At 68.8% G+C, this 18,135-nt stretch carries 21 protein-coding genes; 11 read left to right on the top strand and 10 right to left on the bottom strand.

The window, feature by feature from the left end:
- Window positions 1-2: 2 nt before the first annotated feature.
- Window positions 3-296, bottom strand: a complete 294-nt coding sequence (locus OCQ_RS10245; RefSeq protein WP_009957848.1) for a hypothetical protein — start codon at window positions 294-296, stop codon at window positions 3-5.
- A 167-nt stretch (window positions 297-463) separates the two neighbouring features.
- Between OCQ_RS10245 and OCQ_RS10240 the strand changes: the two genes are divergently transcribed.
- Complete coding sequence (locus OCQ_RS10240) at window positions 464-949, top strand: nitroreductase family deazaflavin-dependent oxidoreductase (RefSeq protein WP_009957846.1); 486 nt, start codon at window positions 464-466, stop codon at window positions 947-949.
- Window positions 950-1,045: 96 nt separating this feature from the next.
- Here the strand turns inward: OCQ_RS10240 and OCQ_RS10235 are convergent, their stop codons facing one another.
- The 3 genes from OCQ_RS10235 to OCQ_RS10225 all read right to left on the bottom strand — a co-directional run bounded on the left by OCQ_RS10235 (window position 1,046) and on the right by OCQ_RS10225 (window position 3,587).
- Window positions 1,046-1,558: a DUF3145 domain-containing protein gene (locus tag OCQ_RS10235; protein WP_008255895.1), complete on the bottom strand. Its 513-nt coding sequence runs from the start codon at window positions 1,556-1,558 to the stop codon at window positions 1,046-1,048.
- 152 nt (window positions 1,559-1,710) lie between these two features.
- The gene (locus tag OCQ_RS10230; protein ID WP_008255893.1) at window positions 1,711-2,529 is read right to left on the bottom strand and encodes a serine hydrolase domain-containing protein; all 819 of its coding nucleotides are present in this window, start codon (window positions 2,527-2,529) and stop codon (window positions 1,711-1,713) included.
- Window positions 2,529-3,587 carry a class I SAM-dependent methyltransferase gene (locus tag OCQ_RS10225; protein ID WP_008255885.1) on the bottom strand — a complete coding sequence of 353 codons (1,059 nt, stop codon included), beginning with the start codon at window positions 3,585-3,587 and terminating at the stop codon, window positions 2,529-2,531. Before OCQ_RS10225 ends, OCQ_RS10230 begins: the two co-directional genes overlap by 1 nt.
- 77 nt (window positions 3,588-3,664) lie before the next feature.
- Here OCQ_RS10225 and OCQ_RS10220 point away from each other — a divergent pair, with 77 nt between their 5' ends.
- The 4 genes from OCQ_RS10220 to OCQ_RS10205 all read left to right on the top strand — a co-directional run bounded on the left by OCQ_RS10220 (window position 3,665) and on the right by OCQ_RS10205 (window position 6,971).
- Window positions 3,665-4,750: an S-(hydroxymethyl)mycothiol dehydrogenase gene (locus tag OCQ_RS10220; protein WP_008255882.1), complete on the top strand. Its 1,086-nt coding sequence runs from the start codon at window positions 3,665-3,667 to the stop codon at window positions 4,748-4,750.
- Complete coding sequence (locus tag OCQ_RS10215) at window positions 4,750-5,373, top strand: MBL fold metallo-hydrolase (protein ID WP_008255879.1); 624 nt, start codon at window positions 4,750-4,752, stop codon at window positions 5,371-5,373. The genes OCQ_RS10220 and OCQ_RS10215 overlap by 1 nt, the downstream gene beginning before the upstream one ends.
- Window positions 5,374-5,433: 60 nt before the next feature.
- Window positions 5,434-6,528, top strand: coding sequence for a class I SAM-dependent methyltransferase (locus tag OCQ_RS10210; RefSeq protein ID WP_008255876.1), 1,095 nt, complete (start codon window positions 5,434-5,436; stop codon window positions 6,526-6,528).
- A 74-nt stretch (window positions 6,529-6,602) separates the two neighbouring features.
- Window positions 6,603-6,971, top strand: coding sequence for a hypothetical protein (locus tag OCQ_RS10205; protein WP_014384518.1), 369 nt, complete (start codon window positions 6,603-6,605; stop codon window positions 6,969-6,971).
- 59 nt (window positions 6,972-7,030) lie between these two features.
- Here the strand turns inward: OCQ_RS10205 and OCQ_RS10200 are convergent, their stop codons facing one another.
- Both OCQ_RS10200 and OCQ_RS10195 read right to left on the bottom strand, forming a co-directional pair.
- Window positions 7,031-8,734 (bottom strand): Hsp70 family protein, encoded by a 1,704-nt coding sequence (locus OCQ_RS10200; RefSeq protein WP_014384517.1) that lies wholly within the window; start codon window positions 8,732-8,734, stop codon window positions 7,031-7,033.
- 109 nt (window positions 8,735-8,843) lie between these two features.
- Window positions 8,844-9,929: an NAD(P)H-dependent amine dehydrogenase family protein gene (locus tag OCQ_RS10195; RefSeq protein ID WP_036455157.1), complete on the bottom strand. Its 1,086-nt coding sequence runs from the start codon at window positions 9,927-9,929 to the stop codon at window positions 8,844-8,846.
- A gap of 90 nt (window positions 9,930-10,019) precedes the next feature.
- On the opposite strand from OCQ_RS10195, the gene OCQ_RS10190 reads away from it, so the two are divergent.
- The 4 genes from OCQ_RS10190 (at window position 10,020) to OCQ_RS10175 (ending at window position 12,779) form a co-directional block, all read left to right on the top strand.
- Entirely contained in the window at window positions 10,020-10,367 is a 348-nt protein-coding gene (locus OCQ_RS10190) for an MmpS family transport accessory protein (protein ID WP_026071561.1), read from the top strand.
- A 38-nt stretch (window positions 10,368-10,405) separates the two neighbouring features.
- On the top strand, window positions 10,406-11,713 hold the full coding sequence (locus OCQ_RS10185) for a cytochrome P450 (RefSeq protein WP_014384515.1): 1,308 nt from the start codon (window positions 10,406-10,408) through the stop codon (window positions 11,711-11,713).
- Between the two features lie 40 nt (window positions 11,714-11,753).
- Window positions 11,754-12,296 (top strand): ester cyclase, encoded by a 543-nt coding sequence (locus OCQ_RS10180; protein ID WP_014384514.1) that lies wholly within the window; start codon window positions 11,754-11,756, stop codon window positions 12,294-12,296.
- A 78-nt stretch (window positions 12,297-12,374) separates the two neighbouring features.
- The gene (locus OCQ_RS10175) at window positions 12,375-12,779 is read left to right on the top strand and encodes a septum formation family protein (RefSeq protein ID WP_225337581.1); all 405 of its coding nucleotides are present in this window, start codon (window positions 12,375-12,377) and stop codon (window positions 12,777-12,779) included.
- 4 nt (window positions 12,780-12,783) lie between these two features.
- On the opposite strand, the gene OCQ_RS10170 is transcribed toward OCQ_RS10175, so the two are convergent.
- Together OCQ_RS10170 and OCQ_RS25980 are read right to left on the bottom strand one after the other, a co-directional pair.
- A complete protein-coding gene (locus tag OCQ_RS10170; protein WP_014384513.1) occupies window positions 12,784-14,271 on the bottom strand; it encodes a flavin-containing monooxygenase in 1,488 nt (495 codons plus the stop codon).
- A 66-nt stretch (window positions 14,272-14,337) separates the two neighbouring features.
- Complete coding sequence (locus OCQ_RS25980) at window positions 14,338-14,604, bottom strand: hypothetical protein (protein ID WP_014384512.1); 267 nt, start codon at window positions 14,602-14,604, stop codon at window positions 14,338-14,340.
- Between the two features lie 220 nt (window positions 14,605-14,824).
- Between OCQ_RS25980 and OCQ_RS10165 the strand changes: the two genes are divergently transcribed.
- On the top strand, window positions 14,825-15,583 hold the full coding sequence (locus OCQ_RS10165) for a cutinase family protein (protein WP_014379904.1): 759 nt from the start codon (window positions 14,825-14,827) through the stop codon (window positions 15,581-15,583).
- 1 nt (window position 15,584) lies between these two features.
- Here the strand turns inward: OCQ_RS10165 and OCQ_RS10160 are convergent, their stop codons facing one another.
- On the bottom strand, window positions 15,585-16,331 hold the full coding sequence (locus OCQ_RS10160; protein WP_014384511.1) for an Rv3717 family N-acetylmuramoyl-L-alanine amidase: 747 nt from the start codon (window positions 16,329-16,331) through the stop codon (window positions 15,585-15,587).
- Window positions 16,332-16,410: 79 nt separating this feature from the next.
- Here OCQ_RS10160 and OCQ_RS10155 point away from each other — a divergent pair, with 79 nt between their 5' ends.
- Window positions 16,411-17,580: an acyl-CoA dehydrogenase family protein gene (locus OCQ_RS10155; protein ID WP_014384510.1), complete on the top strand. Its 1,170-nt coding sequence runs from the start codon at window positions 16,411-16,413 to the stop codon at window positions 17,578-17,580.
- On the opposite strand, the gene OCQ_RS10150 is transcribed toward OCQ_RS10155, so the two are convergent.
- Window positions 17,560-18,102 (bottom strand): TetR/AcrR family transcriptional regulator, encoded by a 543-nt coding sequence (locus OCQ_RS10150; RefSeq protein WP_172417570.1) that lies wholly within the window; start codon window positions 18,100-18,102, stop codon window positions 17,560-17,562. The genes OCQ_RS10155 and OCQ_RS10150 overlap by 21 nt on opposite strands.
- Between the last annotated feature and the right edge of the window lie 33 nt (window positions 18,103-18,135).

Genomic DNA, 18,135 nt, shown 5'->3' with positions numbered 1-18,135 from the left:
GTTCACCGCAGGTTGCCGATTTCGTTACGGACGTCATCGAGGTAATCGTCGTAAGCGGCGATGACGTCGTCGAGGTCCAGTTGCGGTGGTAGATCGTCGGGGCGCTGACGCACCGTCAGATAGGCCATGGTCGCGGCGATGACGCGCGCTTCGTCGGCCTCGGGTCCGGCAATCCGCGCGACGACCTCGGGCGTAGCCCGCACCCGGATGGTCACACGTTCCTCGTCCTGGCCGACACGCACGAGGTAATCGTGATCACCGAGCGCTTCGATTACGGGGGTTTCGATATCTTTCATGGCCGCTTCTTACTTCCCGGATGGCTCGTCGCCTGTTTTCCGCCATGGCTGACTGACCCGTAGCGTTGCCGTCCCGATGTGTGCACCTGCACAAAGTCTATTTTAACGATTATAATCCTTTAAAAGAAGACCTGCCGAGCGCGCGACCCGAACAAGGAACAGAAACAATGTGGCGTTGGCCGGCTAACACTCGCAGGGTCGACGCCAAGCGGCCCCCCGTCCTCATTTCGGTTCTGGCTCCGCGACTCCTGAAATGGGTTTCCAAGGCGAACGTGGCTATTTATCGCGCCACCGACGGCCGCCTTGCCGGCCACGAGTTGGGACTCGCACTGTGCCTGTTGACCACGACCGGCCGCAAGAGCGGGTTATCCCGCACCACTCCACTGATATTCATGGCCGACGACGCGCGACTGGTCCTGGTGGCGTCACAGGGCGGTCTGCCCACACACCCAATGTGGTTTCTGAACCTCCGCGCCAACCCCGATGTGCGCGTCCAGATCCGAGCGCAGACTCGCAGCATGCGTGCCCGCGTCGCCGACGAGACGGAACGCACACAACTGTGGCCGCGACTCACCGCGCACAACCCGCGGTGGGCCAGATACCAATCCTGGACCGACCGGGTGATTCCGGTGGTGATCTGCGAACCGACCTAGCCGTCCGCGGGTTCCGTAGTCGGCCCGGCCTTTTCGCTAGACCGGTCAGCGCCGTTCACTCGGCGCGAAGGCTCTTGCGTCCCACCGCCGGGAAAACTAACCGACCCCCCGGCTCAGCCAGCTCACCTCGCCGCCGTCGCCGCCGTCGCGATACGCCTCGAGCGCCTCGTCCCAGGCCGTTCCCAGCACGGAATCCAGTTCGGCGGCCAGGGTGTCGGCGCCCTGGGCCATCATCGCCCGCAGCCGCATCTCCCCGACCATGACGTCGCCGTTGGCGCTCATCGCCCCGCTCCACAGGCCGAGCTGCGGGGTGTGGCTGAACCGATGGCCGTCGACTCCGGGGCTGGGGTCCTCGGTGACCTCGAACCGCAGCACGGACCAGGAGCGCAGCGCGTTGGCCAACTTGGCGCCGGTGCCGACGGGACCGACCCAGTTGGTGACCGCGCGCAGTTGACCGGGCATCGCCGGCTGGGGCGTCCAGTTCAGGTTCGCCTTGGCGCCCAGGGTCGACGACAACGCCCACTCGACATGCGGGCACACCGCCGCCGGCGAAGCGTGCACGTACACCACGCCAGTCGTCACGTCGGCGAATTGATTCGACGCTCGCATTTCCTGCTCCTTCGGTTCCACCAGGGACGTCTTCCCCAACGACCTGTGGACCCGGCAAGCAGGGCAGCTTGCGCAAAATCTTCGATTATTTGTGTGTCGTGCGTGTCTATTGTGCCTTGTGATACCCGTGTTGCGCTAGTGTGCAGTCCGAATTAGCTGTACTCGGCTATCACGGCATCGGAAATCTCCGGCCAGGGCCGCAGCGCCCACTCCCCGAATTCGCGGTCGGTCAGCACCACCAGCGCGAGCTCGATTTCCGGATCCGCCCAGATAAACCCGCCCGCCTGGCCGAAATGGCCGTACGTTCGCGCCGAGTTCCGCGCGCCGGTCCAGTGCGGCGATTTCGCGTCCCGAAGCTCGAATCCGAGCCCCCAGTCGTTGGGCCGCTGCACCCCGTATCCGGGCAGCACGCCGTCCAGGCCGGGAAACTGCACGGTCGTGGCCTCGGCGTGCAGGCCTGCCGAGACCGTCACCGGGCGCAGCAGGTCCCCGGCGAACGCGGCCAGGTCCGCCACGGTCGACGTCGCGCCGAACCCGGCGGCCACCGCGCCCCCCTCGAGGCGGGTCGCCGCCATGCCCAGCGGCTCGCACACCGCCTCGGCAAGGTAGCGGGCGAAGTCGATGCCGGTCTCGCGTTCCACGGTCTGCCCCAGCACGGTGAAGCCCTGGTTGGAGTAAATGCGGCGGGCACCGGGCGCGGCCAGCACCTTCTCGGAGTGCATCGACAGGCCCGAGGTGTGCGCCAGCAGGTGGCGGACCGTGGAACCGGGCGGGCCGGCGGGCGTGTCGAGGTCGACGGCGCCCTCCTCGAGGGCGACGTGCACGGCCCGGGCCGCCAGCGGCTTGGTCACCGAGGCCAGCTCGAACACCCGCCCGGGGTCGCCGTGGCCGGCCAGCACGCCGCCCGGCCCGACGACGGCGGCGGCCGCGGCCCCGACCGGCCAGTCGGCCAGCACGTCGAGGGGCGCCATCACTTTCGGGCGATGTAGTAGTTGTTGATCGGGTCCGCCTCGATCCCGGCGACCCGCACGTCGTCGAACCCGGCGTCGCCGAGCATCGCGACGGCCAGCTGCGTTCCCCAGGCGGTGCCCAGCCCGGCGCCGTCGAGCGCGAGCGACACCGTCATGCAGTGCATCAGCGACGTCGTGTACAGGTAGGTGCTCATCGGCACGCCGACGTTCTCCTCCAGCCGGCTCGACGCCTTGATGTCGGCCATCAGCAGGACGCCCCCGGGCCGCAGCGCCCGGTAGATGTTCTCGAGCACCCGCGCCGGCCGGGCCTGATCGTGAATGGCGTCGAACACCGTGATGACGTCGTAGGCCTCGGGCTTGTCCAACTCGGACAGATCGTGGCTTTCGAACGTGGCATTCGTCAGGCCACGGTCGGCGGCCTCGCGGATGCCGGTGGCGATGGCCTGCTCGGAGAAGTCGATGCCGGTGAAGCGGCTCGCCGGAAACGCCTGTGCCATCACGTTGACGGCGTGGCCGCTGCCGCAGCCGAAGTCGGCCACGTCGGCGCCGGCGCGCAGCCGCTCGACGAGGCCGTCCACCAACGGCAGCACGACGTCGACGAGCGAGGCGTCGTACATCGCGCCGCTCTCCTCGGCCATCAGCTGGTGGAAGCGCGGGAATTCGCTGTAGGGCAGGCCGCCGCCCGCGCGGAAGCAGCCGATGATCTTCTGTTCGACCTCGCCGAGCAGCGGCAGGAATTGGGCCACCACGGCGAGGTTTTGGGGCCCGGCGGCGCGGGTCAGCACGCCGGCGCGGTGGGCGGGCAGCGAGTAGGTGGCGGTGTCGGCGTCGTATTCCACCACGCGCCCGGTGGTCATGCCGCCCAGCCACTCGCGGACGTAGCGCTCGTCGAGCCCGGCGGCGTCGGCGATCTGGGCGCTGGTGGATGGCGGCAGGCCGGCCATGGTGTCCAGCAGGCCGGTCTGGTGCCCGATGCTCAACAGGATTGTGAGGCTGGCGCCGTCGAGGGTCGCGGCGATGCGTTCGGTGAATTCTTCGGTGGTTTCCCTGGCCGTCACGCCCTGCGACGCTACACCGGCCCGATGGGTGGACGGCCCGCCGCGAGATGTATGGCGGCGATCAGTAGGTTGGAGCCATGAGTCAGACAGTGCGCGGCGTGATTTCACGCAAGAAGGGCGAACCCGTCGAGTTGGTCGACATCGTCGTCCCGGACCCCGGGCCGGGCGAGGCTCTCGTCGACGTGATCGCCTGCGGGGTGTGCCACACCGACCTGACCTACCGCGAGGGCGGCATCAACGACGAGTACCCGTTCCTGCTCGGCCACGAGGCCGCCGGCCGGGTCGAGGCCGTCGGGCCGGACGTGACCGCCGTGGCGCCGGGCGACTTCGTGATCCTGAACTGGCGCGCGGTGTGCGGGCAGTGCCGGGCCTGCAAGCGCGGGCGCCCGCACCTGTGCTTCGACACCTTCAACGCCACCCAGAAGATGACGCTGACCGACGGCACCGAGCTGACGCCCGCGCTGGGCATCGGGGCGTTCGCCGACAAGACGCTGGTGGCCGCCGGCCAGTGCACCAAGGTCAATCCCGAGGCCGACCCCGCGGTCGCGGGTCTGCTGGGCTGCGGCGTGATGGCCGGGTTGGGCGCGGCGATCAACACCGGCGCCGTAACCCGGGACGACACCGTCGCGGTGATCGGCTGCGGCGGGGTGGGCGATGCCGCGATCGCGGGGGCGGCGCTGGTGGGCGCGCGGCGCATCATCGCCGTCGACACCGACAACACCAAGCTGGACTGGGCGCGCAAGTTCGGCGCCACGCACACCGTCAACGCCCGCGAACTCGATGTGGTCACCACCATCGCCGACCTCACCGACGGGTTCGGCGCGAACGTGGTGATCGACGCGGTGGGCCGGCCCGAAACCTGGAAGCAGGCCTTCTACGCCCGCGATCTCGCCGGAACCGTTGTGCTGGTGGGTGTTCCGACCCCCGACATGACGCTGGAGATGCCGTTGGTGGACTTCTTCAGCCACGGCGGTTCGCTGAAGTCGTCGTGGTACGGCGACTGCCTGCCCGAACGCGACTTCCCCACGCTGATCGACTTGTACCTGCAGGGCCGGCTCCCGCTCGAGCAGTTCGTCTCCGAACGCATCGGGCTCGGCGACATCGAGGAGGCGTTCCACAAGATGCACGGCGGCGAGGTGCTGCGCTCGGTGGTGGTGCTCTGATGGCGGCGATCGAGCGCCTGGTCACCCACGGGACGTTCGAACTCGACGGCGGCAGTTGGGAAGTCGACAACAACATCTGGATCGTCGGGGACGACTCCGACGTCGTGGTGTTCGACGCCGCGCACGCCGCCGAGCCCATCCTGGCCGCGGTCGGTAAGCGCAACGTCGTCGCGGTGGTCTGCACCCACGGGCACAACGACCACGTCACGGTGGCCCCCGAACTCGGCGCGGCCCTGGACGCGCCGGTCCTGCTGCACCCCGGCGACGACGTGTTGTGGCGAATGACCCACCCGGACAAGGACTTCCGCACGATCGCCGACGGCGACACGATCGACATCGCCGGCACCGAGCTGCTGGCTCTGCACACGCCGGGGCACTCCCCGGGCTCGGTGTGCTGGTTCGCCCCCGAACTCGGTGTGGTGTTCAGCGGGGACACCCTGTTCTCCGGCGGCCCGGGCGCCACGGGGCGTTCCTATTCGGATTTCCCGACCATCCTGCAGTCGATCTCCGGGCGGCTGGGCACCCTGCCCGGCGATACCGTGGTGCACACCGGCCACGGCGACAGCACCACCATCGGTGACGAGATCGTGCACTACGAGGAATGGGTGGCGCGCGGCCACTGACATCGCCCGGCCCGCTCGCCACGCCGAACTGACCACCAGCCCAACCACTATCGTTGCCCTATGCAGCCTGAACCGCCGATGCCCGAATCGAGCATTGTGGTCCGCCCCGAGCCGACCTTCAGCGAGGCGTCGCGGCTGCGGGCGGCCGGGTTGGCGAAGGCGATCGCGGTGTTCGAGCGGGCCGCCGAACAGGTTGCGCTGCCCCGGTCTCCACAGCCGATGGTCCTCGCCGACTACGGCGCCGCCAACGGCCACAATTCGCTGCGGCCGCTGTCGGCGGCCATCGCGGTGTTGCGCCGGCGCACCAGCCACGACCACGCAATCCTGGTGGCGCACACCGACGTACCGCGCAACGACTTCACGGCGCTGTTCGGCACGGTGGCCGACGACCCCGAAAGCTACCTGCACCTCGACGGGGCCACGTTCACCTCGGCGATCGGCCGGTCCTTCTACAACCAGATCGTCCCGTCCAAGACCGTCAACCTGGGCTGGACGTCCTGGGCGACGCAGTGGCTGAGCCGAACGCCCTGCGAGGTGCCCGATCACGTGCACGTCTCGTGCACCGCCGACGACGCGGTGCGATCCGCCTATTCCGACCAGGCCGCCCTGGACTGGCACAACTTCGTGGCGTTCCGCGGGCGCGAATTGGCGCCCGAGGGCCGGCTGGTGGCGCTGACGCTGGCGGCCGACGAGGACGAGACGGCGGGCTTCGCGCCGCTGCTCGACGCGATCGTCGGCGCGCTGGACGAGCAGCGACGCGACGGCCTGCTGAGCCCAGATGAGCTGCGGCGCATGACAATTCCCACCTTTGCCCGCACCGAGAAGGATTTTCGCGCGCCGTTCGCGCCCAAGGGGCGGTTCGAAGGGCTGATGATCGAGCACCTCGAGATCTTCAACGCCGAGGATCGATTCTGGGCCCGCTTCCAGTCCGACCACGACGCCCACGCCTTCGGCGCCCAGTGGGCCGCCTTCGCGCGGTCCGCGCTGTTCCCCGCCCTGGTGCGCGCGCTCGACGGCGGCATCCACGACCCACGGGCCGGGCAGTTCGTCGAGCAGCTGCAGGCCGCGGTCGCCGAGCGGCTGTCCAGCGCACCCGAGCCGATGCGGATCCCGCAGGCCCTGGTTGTGCTGGTCAAGGGCGACGGGGCGCGCTGAGGAGAGTTTCGGCACAGCCGCGCAACGGGTAATCCCCCGCCATCGTCGAATCTGCGATGCAAGGGGGTAGATGCATGAGCGTGCAGGACGACAAATCGTCCGGTCAGGACGACGAGCAACGACTGACCGAGAAGCCGGAGCCGGACGAGGACGACAAAGAAGAGGCCGCCAAGATGATGGAGGCCTACAAGGACAAGCCCACGATCGTGCTGCCCGGCACCGGCGGGAGCGTGTCCGGCACCGCCGTCAACGAATGGTTGGACGAGGACGGTAACCCGAAGCATGAAGTCGCCGAGGGCACGGACTCCCAGGCCAAGGACGATGACGGCCGCGAGCCGAAGGATCTGCAGGACCAGATCGAGAAGGACAAGGCCCTCAACGAGGTGCTGAGGGAAGCCGCCACCGCGGAGAACAAAGGCGAAAAACGTATCACCGAAAGGTAATTCGTGAACCGGCCCCCGGTGGGCGGGTAAGGGTCGCTCAGCGGGCGGGTAAGGGTCGCTCAGCGGGCGGGTAACGGCCCGAGGGCGTTGACGCCCAGGCCGCCCTGGATCTCCTGAAGGATCTGGTTGACCCGGTCGAGCCCGGGGATGGGCTCGTTGAGCCCGGGAATCGGTGGAATGGGCGGGACGGCCACGCGGCGCGGAGCTGCCGGGCGCGGGGGCGGGGCCGCCTGGGGAGTCGCCCGCGGCGTCGTGGTCGTCGGCGTCTCCGTCTCGGCCGGCGGGTTGGTGTCGGAGGTCGACGGCACCGGGACGTCCACGGGCCCGGGTTCCGCGGTCGCGCTCGCCGGCGCCGGCGGCGTCGTGGTCACCGCCGGGGCGGGTGTCGTCGCCGATTTGTCCGGCGGGTTCAGCCCGACCGCCAGCGCGGCCCCCACCAGCAGCACCGCCGCGGCGGTGACAAGGACGGCGGCCGCCGGCAGCAGGCGCCATCGGGCGAACAGCCCCTTGCGCCGCGCGGCCGGGGCGGCGATCCGGGTGGTCGGTGCCTCCGCGTCGCCGGCCGGCATGACGCGCGACTGATGGGCCGTGGCCGACCAGGCCCGGATCGGCATCGGCGTTGGGCCCGCGGGCGGCAGTTGGGTCGTCGCGGTGCGGTCGGGCCTCGCCGCCCGGGCCGTCGCGGCGGCGGGCACGGCAGGCGCCGCGGACGTCGCATCGCCGGCGCCGCGCGCCACCCGCAGCGCGGCGCCGACCGCCGCGGTGAGTTGCGGCCGCGGCGTGGTGGCGACCGGGACACGGAGATGCCGCGCCAGCGTGGTCGTGATGGCCGGGAGGTTCGCCCCGCCCCCCGACGACACCACCGCGACGAGGTCGCGGATTCCGTTGCGCGCCAACGTTTCATCCAGCCGCGCGAGGAAGCCGGTCAGCGCCGGCCGGATCGCGTCGTCGAGTTCGTGTCGGGCGAGCCGGATTTCACCTTGCGCCCCGGTCAGCCCATTGGTCAGCGTCGTCGCGGCGCTCGAGGACAGCTGTTCCTTGGCGATCCGGCACCCGGTGCGCAGCCGGCTCAGCGAGCCGATCGCCGCCGTGCCCGTCGGGAACGCGCCGGTGGTCGGCATGTTGGCCACCACGACGCCCAGCAGCGCCTGGTCGATCAGGTCGCCGGAGAAGTCGCGGTGCCGCACGGTCGGCGCCACCGCCCGGTAGTCACCGTCGGCGTCCATCAGCGTGATGCTGGTGCCGCTGCCGCCGAAGTCGCACACCGCCACGGTCCCGCGCGCCGGTATGCCCGGGTTGGTCCGCACGGCGAGCAGCGTCGCGGCCGCGTCGGGAATCAACAGGATGGGGCGCGCGCGCCCCGACCATTCGGGGATTTCGCCCAGGGCGGCGCCCAGGGCCTCCACGGCCGGCGACTCCCAATGGGCCGGGTAGGTGACCGCGACGTCGTCGGGCAGCGGGCGTCCGCCGGTCGCGGCGTAGGCCAGCGCCCGCAGCCCGTCGGCGAGCAACACCTCGCCGCGGTGCACCGAGCCGTCGGGGGCCACGACGCCGCGCGGGTCGCCGACGCGGTTCACGAAGCCGGTCAGCACGACACCCGGCCCCTTCAGGCGGGGGTTTTCGGCGGGGATGCCGATCTCGGCGGGCCGGTCCGGATACAGGGTCAGAACGGGTTTGCGGGTGATGGCGTTATCGGAGGTCGCGGCCGCCAGGTTGGTGACACCGATCGATAGGCCCAGTGCGGTCCCAGCTCCATTGGCCATATTTCGATCCCCGTTGTTCGCAGCACCAATTCGCATCCGGCTAGCCGCTATTGTGCCGCCAAATCCTGTATCGCGTGTCGGTGCCGGCTATGTGGCCGCTGTGCGCCAGTCAGCGAATGTTGCCGGCCCCGGCGATGAGTGGCAGGTCGAGCGGGGTGACCCAGCCCGGCCGGAGGTCGTTGACCGCCGGCACGGCGTTGAGGGCCCGCAACCCGGTGGCCAGGCAGCCGGCCGCGGCGGCGTCGCGGCCGGAGCCGTCGGTGAACCGGAACGCGGTCTCCTGGAAGATGCTCGGGGTCCCCTCGATGTCCACGCGGTAGACGTCGTTGTCGTGGCCCCGCGGCCAGTCCGGGGCGGCGTCGAGCCCGATGCGGTTGACGTGCTCGAGCTGGATGCGGGTCTCGCCCTGGTACACGCCGTTGATGGTGAACCGGACGGCGGCGACGTGGCCGGGCTTGATGACGCCGCGGGCCGAGTTGCGCTCCGTCGGCGTCACCCACTTGTCCCAGGTGGTGGTGATCTCGTCGAGCATGATGCCGGCGGCGTGGGCGATCATCGGGACGGTGGCGCCCCACGCGAAGATCAGCATGTCGCGGTCCTGCAGCATCGGCGTGAATTCGGGCTCGCGACCGATGCCCATCTCGAATTCGTAGTCACCCTCGTAGTTGGTGTAGTCCAGCAGTTCCGACGCGCGCACCCGCCGCACCTCCGACGTCAGGCCCATCAACGTCATCGGGAAGAGGTCGTTGGCGAATCCGGGGTCGATGCCGGTGGTGAAGCAGGACGACTCACCCAGTTCGCAGGCCTCGGTGATCGGCTCGATCCAGTTCGGCGGGTTCAGGTGCATCGTCGGCCACACCCACGGGGTCATCGCCGTCGAGCACACGTCGATGCCGGCCCGCAGGAACCGGGTGATCAGCAGGATGTTCTCTTTGGCGTGCATGGCCGTCGGGCCGTAATGCACCAGCGCATCGGGCTTCAAGGCGATCAGGGCGTCGATGTCGTCGGTCGCGAGAATGCCCACTTTCTCGCCCATTCCGCAGATCTCGCCGACGTCGCGGCCGACCTTGTTCGGGTTGCTGACGCCGACGCCCACCAACTCGAACGAGGGGTGTTTGACGATCTCGGGGATCACCATCTTGCCGACGAAGCCGGTGCCGAACACCACCACGCGCTTTGAGCCGTGTCCCGCCATGCCTTTACGCCACCTTTCCACTCACCAGCCCCCGCTTGGAACTTCACATTAAGCTTCCCTACCGTCGCCCGTGGTGACACGATGCAATTCATGACGAAGCACCTCACCGGACCTGCGATCGTGTTGGCCGTCGGTTTAGGGTTCGCGAATGCCGGCGGCGTGGCCCACGCGCTGCCCCAGATGCCGCAGATCCGCTACGAGGTCAACGGGCCCGCGGTCGCCGAATTTATCTACTACCAAACCGACACCGGGCAGCTGCATCAGGTGAATGCGCCGCTGCCGTGGTCGACGGAGTTCACCGGGTTCGGTGGCGAGGTGTTCACGATCAGCGCGCAGGGGCCGGGCCCCATCTCCTGCAAGATCTTGGTCGACGGCAACGTGGTCAGCGCGGCGACGGCCACGGTCGGCACGCCCGCCCGAACGGTCTGCACCCACTGACCGTGCCGCACGCCCCCGCACGACACGAGGAGGTCTAGGTGAGCCTCAAGACGGGTCCCAAAAAGGGCCTGGCGGCGCGGACGAACGGGGCGCCGCCGCCCGAGATCCCGCTGGCCGACATCCACCTCGAGTCGCTGGACTTCTGGGCGCTCGACGACGATGTCCGCGACGGCACCTTCGCCACCCTGCGCCGCGAGGCGCCGATCTCGTTCTGGCCCGCGGTCGAGTACGAGGGGTTCGAGCCGGGCAACGGGCACTGGGCGCTGACCAAGCATGACGATGTGTATTTCGCGAGCCGTCATCCGGACATCTTCAGCTCCAGCCCCAACATCACGATCAACGACAACACCCCGGAGATCAGCGAGTACTTCGGCTCGATGATCGTGCTCGACGATCCGCGGCACCAGCGGCTGCGCTCGATCGTCAGTCGCGCGTTCACCCCGAAAGTGGTGGCGCGCATCGAGGCATCGGTCCGCGAGCGGGCCCGGCGGCTGGTCGCCTCGCTGATCGCGAACCATCCCGACGGGGAGGCCGAGCTGGTCGGCGAGCTCGCCGGTCCGCTGCCGCTGCAGGTCATCTGCGACATGATGGGCATCCCGGAGGAGGACCATCAGCGAATCTTCCACTGGACCAACGTGATTCTCGGGTTCGGCGACCCGGACCTGGCCACGGACTTCGGGGAGTTCCTCCAGGTGTCGATGGACATCGGCGCCTACGCCAGCGCGCTGGCCGAGGACCGGCGGTCGAATCACCACGACGACCTGACCACCAGCCTGGTGGAGGCCGAGGTCGACGGGGAACGGCTCACGTCGGCCGAGATCGCGTCGTTCTTCATCCTGCTGGTGGTGGCCGGCAACGAGACGACGCGCAATGCGATCAGCCACGGTGTGCTGGCGCTGTCGCGCTACCCCGCCGAGCGGGACAAGTGGTGGTCCAACTTCGACCGCCTGACGCCGACCGCCGTCGAGGAGATCGTGCGGTGGGCGTCCCCGGTGATCTACATGCGCCGCACGCTGACCCGGGACTTCAAGCTGTCCGGCACCAAGATGAAGTCCGGCGACAAGGTCACGCTGTGGTACAACTCGGCCAATCGCGACGAGTCGACGTTCGACCATCCCTGGCTTTTCGACGTCGCGCGCACCCCCAATCCCCATTTCGGCTTCGGCGGCGGGGGCGCGCATTTCTGCCTGGGCGCCAACCTGGCTCGTCGCGAAATCCGGGTGGTCTTCGACGAATTGCGACGCGAGATCCCCGACATCGTCGCGACGGACGAGCCCGCGCGGCTGCTGTCGCAGTTCATTCACGGCATCAAGACCCTGCCGGTCGCCTGGACTCCCCCGCGGTAGGTCACCTCCAATCGCGAGGTCGCGGGCTTACGCTGACCACGTGACCATCCCCGCGTTCCCGCCCCCCGAGGTGCTGGCCGCGCGCCAGAAGCTCGTGCTCGACCACTTTCATGACGAGGTCCGCCAGGCATGGGACGACGTCTTGGCGACGTTCCCGCATCCGCGCTACGAGCTGATCCCCCAGATGCTCGTGCACGACGGCGATGCGGCGGTGCGCGGCTACTACGCCGAGACCCGCACGGCGTTTCCCGACCAGGATCACGAAATCATCGCGCTGCGGCACAGCGCCGACGCGGTGATCGTCGAATTCTGGTTGATGGGCACCCACCAGGGCAACCTGGGCAAGGTCCCGCCGACCGGCAGCCGGTTCCGTGTCCGCATGACCGCCTACTTCGTCTTCGACGACACCGAAACCCTTGTCTGCGAACGCATTTACTTCGACAGCCTGACCATGGTCAAACAGCTCCTGGGCGGGCTGGACATGAAAAAGCCGGCGAACTGGTGGCTGGCCGCGCGCTGCGTGCGCGGGTTCCTATCGATGTCGTCGGCAAAACCGGACCCGGCGCTGACCAACACCTCCTAAACTCCACCGCTAAGAGCAACGGAGGCTGCGATGCGCACTTCACCCCTTCACCCGGTGGGCGTCCTCGTCGTCGCGGCCATGTTGGGCCCCTGCGCCGCCGCCATCGCCGCTCCGCTGCCGCCCGGCTCGCACACCGAGAAATGGATCGACCTGCGGGCCGGTGAGTGCGTGGCCGACCTGCCGCCGGCCGACGGCAGCCGCGTCGACGTCACCGTCGTCGACTGCGCGACAGCGCATTTGGCCGAGGTATATCTGCGTGCCCCGATGGCAGTCGACACCGCCATCGCCGCCGTCGCCACCAAGGACTGCGCCGCCGGACTCGCCCCCTACACCGGGCAATCCGTTGACGCCGGCCGGTTTTCGATCACCTATCTGATCGACTCGAACCAGGACCGCACCGGCGCCAACCCCACCCCGAGCACCGTCATCTGCTTGCTGCAGTCCGCCAACGGGCAACCGTTGACCGGATCCGCGCGCCGCTGAGGCGCTAGGCGATCACGTAGTCGCTGAGCGGGAAGGTCTGCGCTTCGCGCACCGAATTGAGCGTCGACGTGGGCCGCAGCAGCGACGCCTCGCCGCTGGGGCTGAAGTAGTATGACCGCGACGTGGCGCAGTCGCCGCTGTAGAACACCGAACTGTCCAGCAGTTTGGTCATGCGCTCCATGAACCGGTCGTTGGCTTCCTCGGTCACCTCGAACGTCGTCGCGCCCCGGCGCTTGACCTCGCCGAGCAGCCGGTCCATGTGCCGCATCTGGTATTCGATGGTGTGGAAGAAGGACAGTCCGGAGAAGGCGAACGGGCTCGCCAGGCCCAGATAGTTCGGGAAGTACGGCACGGAGACGCCCTGGTAGGCCTGGAACCTGGTCTCGCGCCACCACTTACCGAGATTGCGGCCCTTGCGGCCGATCACCTCGATGGCCGGGAAGTTGGCCTCCCACAGGTCGAAACCGGTCGCCAGGACCAGGGTGTCGATGACGGTCTTGCGCCCGTCGGTGGTGACGATGCCGTCCGGCTCGATCCGCTCGATCGAGTTGGTCTCCAGGTGCACGTGCGGCTTGGCGAACGCGGGATAAAAGCTGTTGGACAGGGTGGGCCGTTTGCAGCCGCAGTCGTAGTCCGGGGTGAACTTGGCCCGCAGATCCTTGTCCCGGATCCACCGGAAGCGGTTGATCTTGGCCAGGTCGGCGGCCGAGATGTTGCCGCGCCCTCGCGATTCCCGATAGTGCAGCGCCCCGACGACCATGATGATTTCCAGGATGATGTCGGTGACCCACCGCAGCGCGCGCTGCGAGGCCGGCACCCGGGCGAACAGGCGTCGCACCGCCTGCGGGAACTCGAAGTCGGGCTTGGGCATGATGTGGGTCGCGGTGCGCTGGTAGACGGTCAGCTCGCCGGCCTGCTTGGCAAGCTCGGGAATGAGCTGAACCGCCGAGGCGCCGGTCCCGATGACCGCGATGCGGCGGCCCGTGTAGTCGTAGTCGTGGTCCCAGGCCGTGGTGTGGACGATCTTGCCCTCGAAGCCGGTGATGCCGGGGATGTCCGGCAGGCGCGGCTGGGACAGGAAGCCGGTCGCGGTGATCAGGAAGCGGGTGGTCAGGTTTTCGCCGCCGGCCAGCGTCACCCGCCAGACCGCGGCGTCCTCGTCCCACTCGGCGCCTTCGACGGTGGTGTTGAACCGCATGTGGCGGCGCACGTCGTACTTGTCGGCGACGTCGGCCGCGTACGCCTTGACCTCGGCGCCCGGCGCAAACAACCGTGACCACCCGGGATTGGGCTCGAACCAGTACGAGTACGTGGTGGAGGGGATGTCGACGGCGATGCCCGGGTAGTGATTGACATGCCAGGTGCCACCCAGGTCATCCTCTCGGTCGAGGATGACGAAGTTCTCAAAACCGAGGCGCTTGAGCTGAATTGCGGCGCCGATGCCGCCGAAACCTGCGCCTATGATGATCGCGTCGAAACGGTCCGTTTTCACAGCCTTGCTCCGTGCTACCTGTTTCCATACTTAACGAATCATAAGCTTTCCCTAAGATACGTCACTCTAATAGGGCGCCACGCCGAGCGCACCTGAGCGTTGCCCGTATGTGACCATGCCGACACCTGTGCGCCCGCTCAGCATTTTCGGCTCACGCGGAAACCAATTCGCCGCACCGGCGTCCTCATCGCGGGGCCGGAGGCAATCCCATTCGGTCCCGCGCGGGTTGCGTCGCGCGCGCGGGTCGTCGTCGCGGCCCGATATCACCGAGTGGTGTTGAACGGAAAAGAGATCGAGTGTTACACCGCCGAAACCCGTTTCGCCCGTTGCCATGTCGCCGCCCCTCTGATTGGCAGAGTCCCGCGATCTGCGGCTACCCTCGACAGACGAAATCAAACGACGGCTTAAAGTGTTTTTTGGTAACCAGATGCGCACTGGCCGCGTCGGTCCGATGGAGGCGACGGAGCCGCTATCCACCGCATGCCGGCGCGCGCCGGTATACAGGAAAACATCACGAAATGGTCGGCAAGTTGACAGTTTGGGAGGGGCTCGCATGGGCACGTTGGACGGCATGATCGTGCGTCGCATTGTTCGTTCTTTTGGTCCAGCAGTAGTTATCGCCGCATCGGGCATGGCCGCCTCAGCCGTCTCCGGTTCCCTCATCCCCACCGCCGCCGCCCAATGTCCCGACGTGCAAGTGGTCTTCGCCCGCGGCACCGGCGAAGAACCCGGCGTCGGCCCCACCGGCCAAGCCTTCGTCGACGCCCTGCACCAACGCGTCGGCGACCGCTCCTTCGACGTCTACCCCGTCAACTACCCCGCCACCGACCAATGGGACACCGGCATCGACGGCATCCGCGACGCCGGCGCCCACGTCGTATCCATGGCCCATGACTGCCCCAACACCAAAATGGTCCTCGGCGGCTACTCCCAAGGCGCCGCCGTCATGGGCTTTGTCACCTCCGCCGCCGTCCCCGAAGGCATCGACCCCGCCACCGTCCCCAAACCCCTGTCCCCCGACGTCGCCAACCACGTCTCCTCGGTCGTGCTCTTCGGCATGCCCAACGTGCGCGCCATGAACTTCCTCGGCGAACCCCCCGTCGTCATCGGACCCGCCTACCAAGACAAAACCCTCAAAGTCTGCGCCACCGAAGACCCCGTCTGCTCCGACGGCATGAACTTCGCCGCCCACAACACCTACGCCGACGACGGCTCCATCATCGACAAAGGCGTCGCCTTCGCCTCCAGCCACCTCGGCCTCGGCGGCCCCGCCCCGGCGCCGCCACCCGCGAGCGGAGGCTTCGGCAGCTGAGTCAGCCGGCCTTGGCGCCGAGGAAGGCGACGATCCCCCGGGTGACTGCGGCGGCGTAGGCCGCCCGGCCGTCCGCGCTTTCCATCCGCGCGGCGTCGCCCGCGTTTTTCATGTTGCCGAGTTCGACCAGCACCGCCGGGTATTGGGCCAGGTTCAGCCCGGCGAGGTCGTCGCGGCCGTACAGGCCGTCGGAGCCGATGTAGTTCGCCGGCTGTAACCCCGACTGGGCCAAGGCATCCCGCATCGCGTGGGCCAGCTGCACGGCGGGCCCGGCCTGAACATCGCCCAGTGGCGGGCTCGAGTAGTTGACGTGGAATCCGCTGCCCGACGGCGGTCCCCCGTCGGCGTGGATGCTCACGATCGCGTCCGGGCGCATGGCGTTGGCCGCGGCCGCGCGTTGGTCGATGCACGGGCCGACGCCGCCGTCGCCGTCGCGCGAGAGCTGGGTGCGAACGCCCATCTGGTTCAACTGGTCGGCGATCAGCCCCACCACCGCCCAGGTGAACGCGTGCTCGGGATAGCCGTCGCCGGCCGCGGCGCCCGAGGTCTGGCACGGCTTGGTGCCGCCGCGGCCGTTGGGCACCTGCTGATTGATCGAGGCGTCGTTGACGGCGTTGTGGCCGGGATCGAGGAAGACCGACATCCCGGCGACACCGGCGGTCGCGCGCGGGGCGGGCAGGACGGCGGCGGCGCCGAGGATCGCCGGCAGGACACCGGCGATCTTCAGGACGTCGCGGCGTGATCGCATCCGTCCCGGGCGATCGCTCACCGGGCGATGGTAACAACCGGCGCCGCTACATACTAAAAAGTATGTTACGGTCGTCGGCATGTCCGTGGTCGACAGCCGTCCCCTGCACGGCATCACCGACGAATTCGTGGCGCGGCTGGCCGAGCGCGCCGAGGAGGCCGAGCGGCTGCGGCGCCTCCCCGCGGCGACGGTGAGCGATTTCCGGCAGACCGAGCTGTTCCGCCTGTTGCTGCCGGCGCGGTTCGGCGGCCTGCAGGCCTCGTTTCCCGAACTGCTGCAACCGATTCGGCGGATGGCGCACGGCTGCGCCTCGAGCGCCTGGACGCTGGGTTTCTACGCGCTGCACAACTGGATGCTGTCGTTGTTCGATCCGCGGGCGCAGGAGGAGGTGTTCGCGTCCGGACCGGTGCTGGCGCCGGCGCCCCTGGCCCCGACCGGCCGCGGCGTCCCGGCCGACGGCGGGGTGCGGGTGACCGGCAGGTGGGCGTGGGCGACGGGGGCGATGGACGCCGATTGGATGATGGTCGGCGCGCTGATCGAGCGCGCGGACGGGATCGACCCGGCGCTCGTCGTGCTGCCCGCCGACCGGGTCGAGGTCGTCGACACCTGGCACACGGCCGGCATGCGCGGCACCGGTTCGCATGACCTCGTCGTCGACGACGTGTTCGTCCCCGAGCATCGGTTGGTCGCGGTGGCCGACATCTACGGCGGCACCGCACCCGGCGCGCGGGCGCACGGGGTCCCGACGTATCGGTGGCCGATGGTGCCCGCGCTGGCGCTGACGGCGTCGATGCCCGTGCTCGGGGCGGCCGAACGGGTGACCGAGCTGTTCGCCGAGCGGCTCGGCGGGCGGGTGCTGGCCTACAGCGGGGTGGCGCAAAAGGATCAGCCCGCCGCGCAGATCCGGCTCGGCGAGGCGCGGGTGCGGCTGAGTGCGCTGCGGGCGTTGATCGCGGCGACCGCCGACGAGATCGAGGCGATCGTGGTCAGCGGCGGGCGGGTGAGCCGGTCGGTGCGCGCCGATGCCCGGCTGGCGGCCGCGCGCACGGTGCACGAGTGCCGGGCGATCATCGCCGATCTGTTGGAAGCGTCCGGAGCCAGCGCTCATTTCCTGTCCAGCCCGTTGCAGCGCGCCAAGCGCGACGTGGACATCGCCGCGGGGCATGTGGTGTTCGACTACGACACGAGCCGAGAGTTGGCCGGGGCGTTGGCGATTGGCGCGAAGATCTCACCCATCGCCATGATCTGAGCCGGCGGTTCCCGCCTCGCCCAGCATCACGGCCAGGAATCGTTCTCGCTGGGACAGCGATTGGGCCTGCTCGGCCGAGCTGGTGAGGTGCAGCAGGCCGATTCCCGCGGCGAAGGTCAACTCCGCGCGCAGCTTGGCGTCCTCGAAGCTGAACCCGTAGTCGCAGTAGGCCTTCACCACGGTGCGCAGCAAGAGCCGGTCGGCCGCGCGGATGTTTTCGGCCGCGACCGGGTCCAGGCGGGCCCATTCGCGCATCGCCCGCTCGAGCATCCAGTACTGGGGGCTGACCAGCGTGCGCGTCAGGGCCAACAGGCGCTCCCGGGGTGGCAGCTCGTCGAGCTTGGACAGCGCCTGGCGGTCGCGTTCGAGGAATTTGTTCCAGGATTCGACGAGCGCGGCCCGGTAGTGGTCGATGTCCTCGAAGTGCCAGTAGAAGCTGCCGCGCGTGACGCCCGCCTGTTGGCAGAGGCGTTCGACTTTGAGTGCGCGCACACCCTCCTCGGCGAGCACGGTGTAGCCCACCTCGAGCCAGTCCTCGGCCGACAGGCGGGTCGA

Origin of the sequence: Mycobacterium paraintracellulare, assembly GCF_000276825.1 — a bacterium.
In the GTDB taxonomy this organism is placed as follows: domain Bacteria; phylum Actinomycetota; class Actinomycetes; order Mycobacteriales; family Mycobacteriaceae; genus Mycobacterium; species Mycobacterium intracellulare.
The sequence above is the reverse complement of the archived record's forward strand: the minus strand, read 5'-3'. Positions and strand labels throughout refer to the sequence as shown.